The following is a 14207-nucleotide window of genomic DNA, read 5'->3' on the forward strand; positions in this document are numbered from 1 at the left end:
GTCAGCGAGACGTGCAGCTTATAACTGTAAGCACGGACTACGTGAGCTAGTAGTATCGCGAGTACGGTGAGAAGGCTTTCACTTTTAAGCAGAGTTCAACGGCCCCAATTGTATGTTAAGCCTGCCTGAGTAACCAACCAAGAGGATATTGCAGAAAGTTAACATAAGTAGCCTCTCCGGTCGTTGAACTCGCACCAGCACGTGCCTGCCACGCATCAAAGCAGACGCTAGGCGATTCTTATCGAAGCGACACAGAAAATAGTACTCATCCATATTAATTGATAAGCGAAATAATGGGTAATATCAAAGCAGCAAAGCATATTTCACTACTATGGCTGGGTTCCTTAGCCGGCGCTGGTTGTGCTTTCTTAACACAAGTCATGATAGCTAGAACGCTTGGCCCGCAAGATTTTGGAATTTTTGCTTCTGTTTTATCTTTGATGGGCTTGTTAGTACCAGTGGTAGGTTTTGGCATTGCCCAGTATTGGTTAAAAGAGTTTGGGAAGGAAGGCTGGAAGGCTGTTCGTTTTGTTACGCCATCACTCAAATTCATATCGTTTAGCATGGCTTTGGTAATGTCACTTGTCGTGTTATGGGGGGTTTGGGGGCCACATGACCAAAAAATGCAGGCAGTTTTGATTATTATGTCCCTCTTTATATTAGGTCAAGTATCAGCTGAATTGATCTCTGGTAGGCTCCAATTAGAAGAAAAATATGAATGCTTAGCTGTGTGGCAGCTTATGCCACACTTGGCGAGACTGTTATTGTTGGTAGTCGTAAGTGGCCTGTTGGGTAGCCGCTTCGACATTGAGTCGGTCGCATACTCGTTTGCACTTGTATCGCTATTGGTTTTTGCGACAGGCTTTAAGCCAATGATGAATATGGCTAAAGGCAAGATCTTATTGAAGGGTCACAGGTCACAGCAAGTACGAGAGAAAAATTTGGCGCACCCAAATATAATAGACATCCTAAGAAACTCCTGGCCATTTGGTTTGGCGGGTGTGTTCCATCTGATATATTTTCAGAGCGATATCATATTAGTAAAGTATATATCGGGAAATGAAGCGGCTGGTTACTATAATGTTGCCTTTACAGTAATGACGGCCGTGCTTCTCTTCCCAGGTATGATCTATCAAAAATTTCTTCTACCGAAGATCCATAGATGGGCTAATCACGATAGAATTTTGTTTTATAAAATATACCGTAAAGGAAATATAATAATGCTGCTGCTCGGCCTGTTAGCGATGCTTGTGGTGTGGTTGTTATCGCCTTTAGCGATCCCTTACTTGTTTGGTCGCGACTATACTAACTCAGTTGAGCTATTAGTAGTTTTAGCGATTTCTGCCCCAATTTTATTTGTTGCGAGTAGTGTTGGAGCGACATTGGTAACGCAGGAACATATGCGCTTAAAAGTCAAGCTAATGGGGGGGGTTGCAATATTAAATGTGGCTCTTAACCTCATACTAATTCCAAGCTATGGCGCTAAGGGCGCCGCTGTAGCGACGGTTATAAGCAATGGTGTACTGCTGTTTTTATATTACTATTCTGCTTCCAAGTTCGTTTTTAAGGCTGATCGATGAAAAGTTTGACTGAGCTTGAGGATCATTTGGATAAACTTAGAATCTTTTATTTAAAGGATTTTGAGCTAAAGTACCGGACGTATTTTAAAAGAGGCGGAGTTGTAAAGTTTTACATTAAACCGGCAACGTTAGAGCAGTTTGTGAGTTTAGTATCGTTTTGCTGTGAAGCAAATGTTGAGTACAGAGTTTTCGGTGGTACCACTAACACATTATTTTTCGATAACATTGTTTACTCGGTAATAATTTCTACAGAGAATATCAATTATTTTGTATTGTCAGATACACAGATTGAGGTTGGGGCAGGCTATTCTTTAGGCGACTTGGTAAGAGTTTGTTTAGTTAACAGTTTAACTGGGTGTGAAGGGTTAGAAGGCGTACCGGGTACAGTTGGCGGCGCGATATTCATGAACGCTGGCGCCTATGGTTATTCGATTTCAGATAGGCTTGTGTCCGTTAAATGCATAGATGATGCTGGGCACGTGGTGATGTTGAGTAAAGAACAATGTGGGTTTGCATATAGACGCTCTTTGTTTAGAACGAACCCCGAATTAATTATCATTAGTGCTATTTTTGATTTCGATAAAGGTATACAGGAAGACATTGCACACAATATCGAAACGTATCATATAGCCCGTCATTTGTATCAAGAATGGGCTTATCCAAATCTCGGAAGTATGATATCACTGAATAAAGATATCTATCTGCAGATTTTCAGAAAGAATATTTGGTATACATTATACTGCCTTATTCTTAAAGTTTTTAAGAAAAATCCTATAAGTAAATTCTTTCATCGAAGAAGGCCAAACAATTATGTATTCAACAAGCTCGCTCTTAAATTTGCAGGAAGAAATTTTAGCAGTCGCCGATTGGAGCAGGGGCGCTATCATCTTTCAAAGAAAAGCGCTAATATTCTGATAAATTCTGGTCAATATAGCGATGCAGATTTTGTTAAACATATTTTGGATATCTCAGAATTGGCAGGCAGTTTCGATATCATTGAGAATGAACCTGTTTTCTATCCATCAATAAAGATCTCAGATGAGTTAAAGGAACTTTCTCGTATTTTTGAAGAGGAAAAAGTTTAAAATGAAAATAGCACTTCTGACTCTTCAAAATGCTAATAATTATGGTGCAGTTTTGCAAGCCTTCGCTATGCAAGAAATTTTGAAGAACTACGGCGAGGTTGAGATCATAAACTATGAGAATCGTCATATCTCACGAAGTTTTGATCTAGTACGTGTCAAGCCCAGCATCCATGGCTTGTTGGGGACAGGTAAAGACATATGCAGGCTTTTTCCTCGGTCCCGTGCCATTAAGAAATTCAAGCAATTTATAGATGCTAAATTTCGCCTCACGGAAAGCGTTACTCATGCTGACTTGCTGGCTGGAAAAATTCCCAGATATGATATTTACATTGCTGGGAGTGATCAAATATGGAACCCCGTATGTGTGAACGATAAGGGTCAAATTGACCCAGTCTATTTTTTAGAGTTTGCTCCGCTAGAAGCAAAGAAAATATCTTTTGCATCAAGTATCGGTGGGCATAAATACTCTGAAGCTGAAGCAGGCCGTGTTCAGCAGTTGCTGGTGGGTTTCGAGCAGCTAGCAGTTAGGGAAAAAGACACTCAAATCTATTTGCAAAAGTTGTTAAGCAGACCAGTTCGTCATGTACTGGACCCAACCTTGTTATTGAATAGAGAAGAGTGGCTGGATGCTGTTGAGGTATCAAAAGATATAGACAAGCATAATTATATTTTACTCTACACTGTGCCCAAGATACCTTTGATACGAGAAACTGTAGATTTCTTTTCAAAGAAACTTGGCTTAAGAGTTATATCACTCGAACAAAGTTTGTCGGCAGGTGCTCGTGTGGATGAGCAGATTCGAGACGCAGGGCCTAAAGAATTTATAGAATTATTCGCTAACGCAAGTTTTGTAGTAACTGACTCGTTTCACGGGACCTGCTTTTCCCTAAATTTTGGGAAACCTTTCGTAGCAGTTTCTTCAGGCAAGCATTCGAATCGTATTGAAAGCTTGCTTCAGCTCGTTGGCTTGGAGGAGAGGTTAGCCAGAAATATCCAAGATTTCGATAAAATATCATTTGAGGTCGATATGAGGCCTGCTTTACTCCGGCTTGTTGATGCGAGGAACGAGTCTTTGACCTACTTAAGGCAGGCTTGTACTTAATGAAAAACGTTTTAGTTGTCCTAGAAAACCAGAAGCTCTGGATACCAAGTGCGGTTCCGTTCTTTTTGTTTGGGTTAATTTATTACTTGATAACGCCATATTTCTCGTTGTTATTTTTGGGCGACTTGCCGCTAGTAAAAGCTGCTGGGCCTTATATCGGGCTCGATTACTTTAATTTTTTCTACTGGCTTGATGTTTCGTTGGTTCTTCTTTTTTTTTTACTAGGGTATGAACTAGCCAAGATCATTGTGCGGCGGAAGGGTATTTTTGTTGACGGGGTTTCTGGTTTTAGACTAGCTCCAAGTATAGTTCTCCTAATGCTATTTGCTTTTTACATTCTAATTTTTTTTAAAATTAGGGCGGCTGGGGGGGGCATGTTTTCTGGTTATGAGAGTTACAACATAGAAGTGCTTGGGCCTCTAGCCACTTTAGTTTTCACTAGCGCTCTTTTTTATAATTTTTTTAGCCGTAGAAAAATTAAATCTATGTACTTTATTTTATTTATTGTTGCGTCGCTTAGCTTGTTGGGTTTTGGCTCCAGAATGTTTTTTGTACTTAGTTTTATCGCTATGGTGCTAGGTTCTTTGTCTCGCAATCCCTTTTTGTTCAGAAATGTTTATTTCTATGTTCTTTTGAGTGGAGCGTTTTTATTGGTTTTAGGGGTGGGGGTTTGGCGCTCAGGGTATAGTTTCGAAGATAGTGCTATTTTAGTTTCGATTTTTTTTGTTGAGCCATTATTTACAGCAACGAGTGGTGCCCTTTATCTTGCTAACTTAGGGGGGAGGCTGGTGCTGAATTTTCCTGTAGATATCGCTGCCGCGTTAATAAATTTTATCCCAAGCTTTATTTATCCCGAGAAACTGCAAATAATAAATCAAATTACTTTTGATGAAAACAAAGAATCTCCTTTTGGTGCGAACGCACTGTTTTCCAATCTGTATTCAAATTTCGGTATGCTTTATCCGATTTATATTTTTTGTATTGGCTATTTTTACGGTTTTCTAAGAGTTAAATCGTCTTGGTCTCCCTTTTTTAGAGCGGTATATTTTTCTTTGTTGCCATTGTTGATGTTTCATTTTTTTAGGGAGGGGTTCATTACCTTTATAAAGGTGCTGATATTTAATGGCGTTGTATTTCCATTTGTTCTATTGTTTTTTGTTTATTTATTCTTTATAAAAAATGATAAGGAGCATGCATCCGAATGCCAGTGAATAGGAAGATATCAGTGCTAGCCCTGACTTCTTTTTACCTCCCATCTTATAAGGCTGGAGGGCCAGTTAAAACTATTAGAAATATGGTTGAGCAACTTCAAGACTGCCATTTTTCTATAGCTACCCGAGATCGGGATTTGTGTGACAAAACATCATTTTCAAACGTGGATATAAACTCTTGGCAAACCCTAGAAAATGCAGCTGTAATTTATCTAAGCCCAGACAATCTATCGCTACAGAAAATGGCATCGCTGATAAACGGCTCCAATTTTGATGTTCTCTATCTGAATAGTTTCTTTGACTTTTCATTTTCTATTAAGCCCTTGTTGGCGAAAAGGGCGGGTTTAATACGCCAGCGCCCGGTTGTGCTGGCACCGCGTGGCGAATTTTCAGCCGGGGCTATGGCTCTCAAGCCGTTTAAAAAGAAGTTGTTTATAATGATTTCTAAATCGCTTGGGTTGCATCGGGGGGTTGTTTGGCAGGCTTCTAGCGAACTTGAAAAACAGGATATCGTTAGAGTGCTGGGTGTAAGGCAATCTTCCATATTTGTCGCAAAAGACTTGCCGTCTAGATATTCAATAGCAATCCCCAGCGAAAATATAAACGCTACTGATACTTGCCGTTTGATTTTTTTATCCCGTATCTCTCCAATGAAAAACCTTGATTTCGCCTTGCAGGTTCTTGCAAAGGTGAAGTCGTCTTTGGTTTTCAATATTTATGGTCCAATTGAGGATGAGGTTTACTGGGGCTCTTGCTTGAGTTTAATTGAAAAGCTCCCTGCAAATATAAGCGTAAACTATTGCGGCTCTATCAAGCCAGATAGCGTCGCTGATATTTTTTCTAGTCATGATCTGTTCTTATTTCCAACACGTGGCGAAAACTATGGCCACGTGATAGCTGAATCATTATCGGTTGGTACGCCCGTATTGTTAAGTGACCAAACACCTTGGCAGGATTTGGCGCAGAACGACTTGGGTTGGGATTTGCCGCTGGACTTAAATGAGTTCGCGAAAAAAATCGAAACGATTGCTGTGATGGATAAATGTTCTAGATTAGATTGGCGAAAAAAGGTTTTGCTGAATGCTTTGTCAATAATAAATAATGAGAAAGATATTTCCGATAATTATGAGCTATTTAATTTTGCAATGGAAAGCTATAACCGCGCTAACGGTCGCATTTAATTGTGTGCTTATAGTGCTGCTTTAAGTTAATATGTGGTGATTGCTTGTTATCTAAAGCAGTTTTCCTAATGTTGCCTATGTTACGGGTCGCGGTTTGCTTGAATGCGTATATTAGTTCTGTCTCAATATTTTTGGCCTGAAACCTTCATAATCAATGATCTGGTTCGGAAGCTCACCGAGCAAGGTCATGATGTGACCGTGGCAACTGCTAAGCCTAATTATCCTGGAGGAAAGGTGTTTGATGGATATAAGGCGTGGGGGGTCCAGGGTGAGCGTTTTGAGGGCGTCGACGTAATACGGGTTCCTCTGTGGCCGCGTGGCCGCGGGGGCGCAATAAATCTAACATTGAATTACCTGTCTTTCGTTATTACTGGCCTGTTTCTATTTCCTTGGCTTCTACGTAGTCGTAAGTTCGATAGCATCGTGGTTTTTGCGATGTCGCCAATTACTCAGGTGATACCCGCTATTCCTCTCAAGTGGCTCAAGCGCGCGCATCTTGCTGCCTGGATTCAGGACCTATGGCCTGAAAGTCTCGCTGCGACAGGGTTTGTGCGTAAGCCATGGACGCTCCGTGTGGTTGGTTGGGTCGTGCGCGGCATCTACGCGTTGTGTGACACGTTGTTGTTGCAATCACGCGCTTTTTTTGACCCCGTTGCCTTTTATGCCAGTCCTAGCAAACTCGTCTATTATCCAAACTCTATCGCTTTACCGTCCGCAAAGACTCTGGTTCCTGAAATCCCAGCGCAGCTCATTGAAATGCTAAGGGAAAATTTCTGTGTTGTTTTTGCCGGAAATATCGGTATAGCTCAGTCGATTGAGACCATCGTTGAGGCAGCGGAACTTTCACTCAAGCACCCGACGTTGAAGTTTGTTTTGGTTGGAAGCGGTAGCCGACTTGAGTGGGTAAAAGAGCGCAAGAAGTCCCTTGGGCTCGATAATCTGATTCTTGCGGGTCGCTTCCCTATGGAAGCCATGCCGCAAATTTTTGAATTTTCCTCCGCACTTTTGGTTTCTCTAAGGGACGAGGAGATCTTTTCCTACACTATTCCTAGCAAAGTGCAGGCATATTTTGCTGCCGGAAAACCTATCATCGCATCGTTACGCGGCGAAGGTGCACGTGTCATTGAGGAGGCCGGTGCAGGCAAAACATGCGAGCCTGAAAATGCCAATTTGCTGGTAGCGAGTATTCTCGAACTCATGTCGCTGTCCCCTGCTGAACGCCAAAAGATGGGAAGCGCCGGTCAGCGCTATTTTAATGATCATTTCGACATGGACCATCAGGCTGAGCGCTTGGTTGAAATCCTAGCGTCGAGAGCTCAGATATGAAGGGGTGTAAGACGATGCGGGTATTGGTCCTAGGTGTCACCGGCATGCTTGGGCATGACGTGCACAAGGTTTTGAGCGCGTCACCGGCGCTAGATGTTTGGGGGACGCTGCGCAGTTCCGCTGGCCTGTCCCATTTCAGCGAGAAGCAGCAGGAACGCATGCTGTCGGGTGTTGATGTGCTTGACCAAGACGCACTCACTGCGGTGTTGGCACGCATACGTCCTGATGTAGTGATCAATTGTGTAGGTCTGATCAAGCAACTTGCCGATGTCAACGATCCGCTGGTCGCAGTTCCAATCAACGCTCTGCTTCCGCATCGTTTGGCGAGATTATGTGCTTTGGCCGGGGCGCGACTGATCCAAATAAGCACCGATTGCGTCTTCTCTGGCAGTAAGGGGCTTTATGTCGAATCGGATGCTTCCGATGCGGAGGATCTCTACGGAAAATCGAAGTACATCGGCGAGCTGCACGATCAGGCCAACACAATCACTCTACGGACTTCGATAATTGGGCATGAACTTAGCAGTAATCACTCTCTGATCAACTGGTTTTTATCTCAAGAAGGCTCAGTCAGGGGATATCGCAAAGCGATTTTTTCAGGGCTACCCACTGTTGAGTTGGCACGTGTGATCTGTGACTACGTGTTACCCACTCGCCAGCTTCATGGCCTCTATCATGTCTCGGTTGATCCTATTGATAAGTACAGCTTGCTCAAGCTAGTGGCTGAGGTTTACGGTAAGGATATCGAGATTGTGCCGGATGATTGTGTTCAGATCGACCGTTCACTGGATTCTACTCTTTTTCGGAGCGCCACTGGCTACACACCGCCGACATGGCGTGAACTTGTTGAAAAAATGCGCGAAAGCGCTGAGTAATCTAATTTTTTTGCGTGGTATTTGAATATGTTCGATGACAAAGTTTTGATGATCACGGGGGGGACCGGATCGTTCGGAAACACTGTACTGAAGCGCTTCCTTGATACCAATGTCAAGGAGATTCGGGTATTTAGCCGCGATGAAAAGAAGCAAGAAGATATGCGTATTTCACTTGCTAACGATAAAGTCAAGTTTTTCATTGGCGATGTTCGTGATTACGATAGCTTAGCCAACTCAATGGTGGGCGTTGATTATATTTTCCATGCTGCTGCTCTGAAGCAGGTTCCGTCCTGCGAGTTTTATCCAATGGAGGCGGTTAAGACGAATGTCATCGGAACTGAAAACGTACTCAACGCTGCTATAAGTTCCGGAGTTAAGCGTGTTGTTGTGCTATCTACCGACAAGGCTGTTTATCCGATTAATGCCATGGGGATTTCCAAGGCGATGTCGGAAAAGTTGATGGTCGCTAAGTCACGTCTTATTCCAATGAATGGGCCAGTTATTTGCGCTACACGCTATGGCAATGTAATGGCTTCGCGTGGATCCGTAATTCCTTTGTTTATCGATCAACTCAAGGGAGAGGAGCCGATCACTGTCACTGATCCAAACATGACGCGATTCCTGATGTCTTTGGAGGATTCGGTCGATCTAGTCCTCCATGCTTTCGAAAATGCCGAGCAAGGCGACATTTTTGTACAAAAGGCCCCGGCTTCTACCGTGGGAGATCTGGCCCAAGCACTCAAGGAACTGTTCGCTCGAGCCAATGCGGTAAAGGTAATTGGTACCCGTCACGGCGAGAAGCTTTACGAATCCTTGATTTCCCGCGAGGAAATGGCCAAGGCCGAAGACATGGGCCGCTACTACCGCATCCCTGCGGACAACCGCGACTTGAACTACAAGAAGTACTTTGTCGAGGGCGAAGAAAAGATTGCCGAATTTGACGACTACACCTCGCACAATACTGAGCGTCTGGATATAGATGGCATCAAACAGTTGCTGCTCAAGCTCGACTATATTAAGGAGCAACTTGATGCTTAAGGTCATGACCCTGCTCGGCACCCGCCCAGAACTGATCAAGATGAGCCGGGTAATGGCCGAACTCGACCGTCAGGTGAACCACGTTCTAGTGCATTCAGGTCAAAACTACGACTTCGAACTAAATCAAGTCTTTTTCGACGACCTGGAAATCCGTAAGCCAGATCATTTTCTCGGGGCTGCCGGTGAGACTGCCGCGCAGACTATCGCGGAAGTGATCGCCAAGGCTGATGCGGTGTTTGAGCTGGAAAAACCCGATGCGCTGCTGCTTTATGGCGATACCAACACATGCCTAGCTGTGATCGCCGCCAAGCGCCGAAAGATTCCGGTGTTCCACATGGAGGCAGGCAATCGTTGCTTCGATCAGCGCGTGCCGGAAGAGCTGAACCGCAAGGTGCTCGATCATCTGTCTGACATCAATATGGTGCTAACCGAGCATGCCCGCCGCTACTTGATCGCAGAGGGCATCCGGCCGGAAACCATCATAAAAACCGGCTCGCACATGCATGAAGTGCTTGAGTACTACATGCCGAAGATCGAGCAGTCCGAGGTGCTGAGCCGTGAAGGCTTGGAGACTGGCAAGTTTTTTGTTGTTAGCGCCCATCGCGAAGAAAACGTCGATACTCCAGAAAATCTGCGTGATCTGCTGGCAACCCTCCGTGCGTTGGCGGATGAGTACGGCTATCCAATGATCATCTCGACCCATCCGCGTACCCGCAAGCGCCTCGAGGCCCTCGGTGAGTCGCTGGAGCATCCGTTGTTGCGGTTCGTTAAGCCTTTCGGACTGCTTGATTACATCAAGCTGCAGATGTCGGCTTTCTGTGTCCTCTCTGACAGCGGCACCATCACCGAAGAAGCCTCGTTGCTCAACTTGGCGGCGGTGACGTTGCGCAACGCCCACGAACGGCCCGAAGGAATGGACGAGGGAACGCTGATCATGAGCGGCCTGAAGAAAGACTCAGTGCTGGCTGCGGTTAAGGTCATCACCAGCCAGCATAGCGCCGGCGAACGGATGATTCCGTTAGTGCCTGACTACGAAGGCGGCCCGGTTTCCCAGCAGGTCGTACGTGTTGTATTGAGCTACACGGACTACATCAACCGCACTGTTTGGCATAAAGGCTGAGTTTCCATGAACATCTTGCTGACTGGTGCGTCTGGATTTATCGGGCGTGTAATCGAAAGAGAGCTGAGAAAGCGAGTTGGTATCTCTCTAACGCTATTGGTTCGCTCGGCGGGGCCTGCGCTTTCACCATCGACCCATATTGTTGGAAGCCTCTCCGGTAATACAGACTGGTCAACAGCGGTGGCACAGCGGCAAGTTGTTATCCACGCCGCCGCCCGTGCCCATGTCATGAAGGATGAAGTGGCTGACCCTTTGGCTGAGTATCGTCGCGTCAATGTTGAAGGCACGTTGAATCTGGCTCGCCAGGCTGCGGCTGCAGGTGTGAAGCGTTTTATCTTTATCAGCTCTATCAAAGTAAATGGTGAGGGGACCGTAAAGGCGAGGGCTTTCTCCGCGAATGACGAAGCAGCCCCCGAGGATGCTTATGGCCTCTCAAAGCTGGAGGCCGAGCTGGGGTTACTGAAGTTGGCTGCGCAAACCGGCATGGAAGTTGTGATTATCCGCCCTCCGCTTGTTTATGGGCCGGGAGTAAAGGGTAACTTTGCCAGTATGATCAAGTTGGTCGAAAAAGGTCTTCCACTTCCTCTTGGTGCTATCTACAACAAACGCTCCCTGGTCGGTGTCGATAACCTGGTCGATTTGATTATCCGCTGTATCGATCATCCCGCCGCAGCCAACCAGGTATTCCTTGCGGGAGATGGACAGGATCTTTCCACCACTGAGTTGCTGCGTGGGGTGGGCGAGGCGATGGGCAAGCCCGCAAGGCTGATTCCTGTACCGGCTGGCATGCTTGAGATTGGCGCGGCGCTGCTGGGCAAAAAAGCGATGGCGCAACGGTTGCTTGGTTCGCTACAGGTGGATATCAACAAGGCCTGCGAACTGCTGGACTGGAAACCACCCTATACGGTGCAAGAAGGGCTCAGGCGTTGCTTCGAGCGCTCCAATTGATCTATGGCTGGATGAACTCTTGATTCGACTTTTCGACATTGTTTTTTCGCTGCTGGGCTTGGTGGTCGGCTTCCCAGTATTGCTCGTGCTGACGCTTATCGGCTTGTTCGATACGGGCTCGCCGATTTTTCGTCAAGTGCGTGTTGGTCGCCATCAGAAGCCGTTTACGCTGGTCAAATTTCGCACCATGAACGTGGATACGGTATCGGTGGCCACGCATCTGGCCAGTAGCGCGTCGATTACCCGTTTCGGTAAGTTTCTACGCAAAACAAAGCTGGACGAACTGCCCCAATTGTGGAACGTGCTAACGGGCGATATGAGCCTGGTCGGGCCGCGTCCGGGGCTTTTCAATCAAGAGGAATTGACTACGGAGCGCGCCAAGCGTGGCGTCTTCGACGTGCGTCCAGGGATTACTGGCCTGGCGCAGGTGAGTGAAATCGACATGTCTACACCGGCTCTGTTGGCGGAGACGGATCAAAAGATGATCAACCATCTGACGATTGCTGATTACTTCAAATATATCTTTATGACAGTTGCGGGTAAGGGCGCTGGGGACCGGGTGGTAAAGCGCTGACAGCAGCAGTTCTCGAAACTGTAGCCCAAGTTGATGACTGGACTGGATATCCAATGGGGCCGGCATTGCCGGTTTTTTTGTAAGGGTGGCGTTGTGTTGAGATTGGCTGAAAAAATTCGTTCAAGGCTTGTGCGTTTACCCCGGCGCCAGAAACGATTGGTTCAAGTAGCGACAGATGTCTTGCTAGTGTGGGCTTCGCTTTGGCTGGCGTTTTTCGTTCGTCTTGGTGACGCCGACTTTGTCGATCCGCTCGGTGGGCATGCTTGGCTTTTTGCAGTCGCTCCGCTGGTGGCAGTTCCTTTTTTTATCCGATTCGGCATGTATCGTGCTGTGATGCGTTACTTTGGCAATGATGCATTACTTGCCATAGCCAAAGCCGTTACCCTGTCGGCATTGCTGCTGTCTCTCGCTGTTTATTGGTACACCGACGCGCCAAAACTCATACCGCGCTCGATGGTGTTCAACTATTGGTGGCTCAGCCTGGTGTTGATCGGCGGGCTACGCTTGGTCATGCGGCAATACTTCATGGGCGACTGGTTCTCCCCTGACTCGCTAACTAAGTTCAAAGGGCGCGATGCGGGGTTGCCCAAGGTAGCTGTCTATGGTGCGGGTGCGGCAGGGAATCAGCTTGTCGCGGCGTTGCGCTTGGGGCGGGGCATGCGGCCCGTCGCTTTCATTGATGACGACCCTAATCTCTATAACCGGAGCATTTCCGGGCTGCGGGTGTACTCGCCCAAACATATCGAACAGATGATTGATGAGACAGGCAGCGACGAGATTCTGTTGGCTATTCCATCTGCTTCGAGAGCGCGGCGGCGCGAAGTGTTGGAAATGTTGGAAAACTACCCGCTGCACGTACGCAGCGTGCCGGGCTTCATGGATCTTGCCAGCGGCCGGGTGAAGGTCGAGGACATCCAAGAAGTGGACATTGCCGATCTGCTGGGTCGCGACGCCGTGCCGCCGCAGCAGGCGCTGTTCGAGAAGTGCATTCGTGGCAAGGTGGTGATGGTAACCGGTGCTGGGGGTTCGATTGGCTCGGAGCTGTGCCGACAGATTCTCGTGAACAAGCCCAAGGCGTTGCTGCTGTTCGAACACAGCGAGTTCAATCTTTATAGCATTCACATCGAGCTTGAACGGGCCATCGAGCGGGCTTCGTTGCCGATCAAGCTGATTCCTATCCTGGGTTCAATTCGTAATCCGGATCGTCTCCTGGATGTGATGCGCACCTGGCAGGTGGAGACGATCTACCACGCGGCAGCCTACAAACATGTGCCAATGGTTGAGCACAACGTCGCCGAAGGCGTGTTGAACAATGTACTGGGCACAATGAACACGGCCCAGGCGGCGGTGCAGGCGGGCGTGGCGAACTTTGTACTGATCTCCACCGACAAGGCCGTTCGACCCACCAACGTGATGGGCAGCACCAAACGTGTAGCGGAGATGATTCTGCAGGCGCTGAGCCGTGAGACGGCGCCCGTGCTGTTTAACGCTGACGGGGCGGTGCATCACGTCAACAAGACGCGCTTCACCATGGTTCGCTTCGGCAATGTGCTGGGCTCGTCGGGGTCGGTGATCCCTCGGTTCTATCAGCAAATCCGCAGCGGTGGCCCGGTGACGGTGACCCATCCCAAGATCACTCGTTACTTCATGACCATTCCTGAGGCGGCGCAGCTGGTGATTCAGGCGGGCTCCATGGGGCAGGGCGGCGATGTGTTCGTGCTGGACATGGGTAAGCCAGTAATGATTGCTGATTTGGCCGAAAAGCTCATTCATCTGTCAGGGTTGAGTGTGCGCTCGGAGAGATGTCCGCACGGCGATATCGAGATCGAGTTCACCGGGTTGCGCCCTGGCGAAAAGCTCTATGAAGAGCTTCTGATTGGTGACAACGTCAGCGCGACCGAGCATCCGATGATCATGCGGGCCGATGAAGAGCACTTCCCCTGGGATGTGCTGCGCGAGGTATTGGCCAAACTGCTTAACGCCATTGAGCAAGATGACTACCCACAGGTCCGAGTGCTGCTGCGTGAGGTCGTGAGCGGATACGTGCCGGAGGGTGAGATTGTGGATCTCATTTATCAGCAGCGGCGGCTGGCGTCTGTTGAGTAGGGTGCTTGGCGCTGAGCCGGGTGTCGTGCGCCTTTGCGTTTTGCGAACGTCAGGCACTGAC

12 protein-coding genes are annotated in these 14207 nt (G+C 47.4%); all 12 read left to right on the forward strand.

Annotated elements, in window-relative coordinates:
* The first annotated feature begins 293 nt into the window (after positions 1-293).
* Positions 294-1580 (forward strand): flippase, encoded by a 1287-nt coding sequence (locus tag JQR87_RS07325; protein ID WP_407291295.1) that lies wholly within the window; start codon positions 294-296, stop codon positions 1578-1580.
* Positions 1577-2665 (forward strand): UDP-N-acetylmuramate dehydrogenase, encoded by a 1089-nt coding sequence (locus JQR87_RS07330; RefSeq protein WP_407291294.1) that lies wholly within the window; start codon positions 1577-1579, stop codon positions 2663-2665. The genes JQR87_RS07325 and JQR87_RS07330 overlap by 4 nt, the downstream gene beginning before the upstream one ends.
* Before the next feature lies 1 nt (position 2666).
* The gene (locus JQR87_RS07335) at positions 2667-3767 is read left to right on the forward strand and encodes a polysaccharide pyruvyl transferase family protein (protein ID WP_407291293.1); all 1101 of its coding nucleotides are present in this window, start codon (positions 2667-2669) and stop codon (positions 3765-3767) included.
* Positions 3767-4978, forward strand: a complete 1212-nt coding sequence (locus JQR87_RS07340) for an O-antigen polymerase (RefSeq protein ID WP_407291292.1) — start codon at positions 3767-3769, stop codon at positions 4976-4978. Before JQR87_RS07335 ends, JQR87_RS07340 begins: the two co-directional genes overlap by 1 nt.
* A gap of 14 nt (positions 4979-4992) precedes the next feature.
* Positions 4993-6159 (forward strand): glycosyltransferase family 4 protein, encoded by a 1167-nt coding sequence (locus JQR87_RS07345; RefSeq protein ID WP_407291291.1) that lies wholly within the window; start codon positions 4993-4995, stop codon positions 6157-6159.
* 102 nt (positions 6160-6261) lie between these two features.
* Positions 6262-7485: a glycosyltransferase family 4 protein gene (locus JQR87_RS07350; RefSeq protein ID WP_407291289.1), complete on the forward strand. Its 1224-nt coding sequence runs from the start codon at positions 6262-6264 to the stop codon at positions 7483-7485.
* Positions 7486-7499: 14 nt separating this feature from the next.
* Positions 7500-8360: a dTDP-4-dehydrorhamnose reductase family protein gene (locus JQR87_RS07355; protein WP_407291288.1), complete on the forward strand. Its 861-nt coding sequence runs from the start codon at positions 7500-7502 to the stop codon at positions 8358-8360.
* A 27-nt stretch (positions 8361-8387) separates the two neighbouring features.
* The gene (locus JQR87_RS07360) at positions 8388-9398 is read left to right on the forward strand and encodes a polysaccharide biosynthesis protein (RefSeq protein ID WP_407291286.1); all 1011 of its coding nucleotides are present in this window, start codon (positions 8388-8390) and stop codon (positions 9396-9398) included.
* Positions 9391-10518: a non-hydrolyzing UDP-N-acetylglucosamine 2-epimerase gene (gene wecB, locus JQR87_RS07365; protein WP_407291285.1), complete on the forward strand. Its 1128-nt coding sequence runs from the start codon at positions 9391-9393 to the stop codon at positions 10516-10518. Before JQR87_RS07360 ends, wecB begins: the two co-directional genes overlap by 8 nt.
* Before the next feature lie 6 nt (positions 10519-10524).
* Entirely contained in the window at positions 10525-11466 is a 942-nt protein-coding gene (locus tag JQR87_RS07370) for a UDP-glucose 4-epimerase family protein (RefSeq protein WP_407291283.1), read from the forward strand.
* Positions 11467-11485: 19 nt separating this feature from the next.
* Complete coding sequence (locus JQR87_RS07375) at positions 11486-12040, forward strand: sugar transferase (protein ID WP_407291281.1); 555 nt, start codon at positions 11486-11488, stop codon at positions 12038-12040.
* Positions 12041-12133: 93 nt separating this feature from the next.
* Entirely contained in the window at positions 12134-14146 is a 2013-nt protein-coding gene (locus JQR87_RS07380) for a polysaccharide biosynthesis protein (protein ID WP_407291280.1), read from the forward strand.
* Positions 14147-14207 lie beyond the last annotated feature (61 nt).

Source organism: Stutzerimonas stutzeri (assembly GCF_051028275.1).
GTDB classification, from domain to species: Bacteria; Pseudomonadota; Gammaproteobacteria; order Pseudomonadales; family Pseudomonadaceae; genus Stutzerimonas; species Stutzerimonas stutzeri_AS.